This window comes from Burkholderia sp. AcTa6-5 (assembly GCF_017815075.1).
In the GTDB taxonomy this organism is placed as follows: domain Bacteria; phylum Pseudomonadota; class Gammaproteobacteria; order Burkholderiales; family Burkholderiaceae; genus Burkholderia; species Burkholderia sola.
On sequence record NZ_JAGIQE010000071.1, the window covers coordinates 1 to 1,054 of the forward strand.

Annotated in this window: 1 protein-coding gene; it reads right to left on the reverse strand. The window is 61.2% G+C overall.

All coding sequences use genetic code 11. The annotated features are described in order from the left end of the window. Position 1: 1 nt before the first annotated feature. Positions 2-952, reverse strand: coding sequence for an IS481 family transposase (locus tag J8I33_RS34235; RefSeq protein ID WP_062911004.1), 951 nt, complete (start codon positions 950-952; stop codon positions 2-4). Positions 953-1,054 lie beyond the last annotated feature (102 nt).

A 1,054-nucleotide genomic window follows, 5' to 3' on the forward strand; every position in this document is an offset into this window, starting at 1 on the left:
GCTAGCTGTGAAGCGTCAAGAGGTTGTTTCTCGACGCAGGAAGTCTCGCCATCGGCGCAATGCCGCCGATGGCGCTATGAGCTCGATGCCAGTTGTAGTGATGCTGCCAACTCGCCAAGGCTTCGATGCGATGAGCCGAGCTTTGGTACGTCCATGCATAGGCCCACTCACGTAAAGCCGATTGGATGAAGCGTTCAGCTTTACCGTTGGTCTGCGGACGATACGCCCGCGTAAATTTGTGTCGGATACCCAGTTCCTGGCAGGCCCGAGCAAATTCGTGCGAACGGAACGCCGAACCGTTGTCCGTCAGTAACCGGCGCACACGCACGCCGAACCCGGCGTACCACGCAACGGCGTCACGCAGGAACTGCACAGCACTACGTTTCGTCTCGTCGGGATGCATCGCCGTGAAGGCAACCCGGGCGTGGTCATCCACGGCGACAAAGAGGTACTCCCAACCCACGCCGTCCACCGTATCGCGCCGATTACCGGTGACACGATGGCCAGGACGCGCGATTCGACCGAGCTTCTTGATGTCGATGTGCAGCAAATCGCCTGGCGCCTCGTGTTCGTAGCGCTGAACGGGTTCGCGCGGTTGCAGGTCGCTCAACCGGGATAGCCCAGCACGCGCCAGTACGCGGCTGACGGTCGAAGCAGACACGCCTGCCTGTCGGGCGATCTGGCGCTGCAGCAAGCGCTGCTGGCGCAATTCCACGATCAGCAAGGCCGTCGCCGGGGCGATTGAACGCGGGGAGCGGGCCGGGCGCGACGAGGCATCAGCCAGCGCTGGTGCACCACCGACCAAATAGCGGCCCAGCCATTTACGCACGGTCGGCGCTGTCACGCCATGATCGGCTGCGGCCTGCTGCACACTCGAACCGAATTCGGTGATCTCCTGAACCATCTCAAGTCGACGCGCGAAAGTGAGTCGGGCATTCTTATGGGTGTTCATCCGGCTGGGTTCCTGGAAGGTTGGGTGTTTGGCGACTTCCAGTCTCCCAGACTCAGTCCGGATGAACCATCGATACAACCTATTGAAGCTTCACAGCTAGCG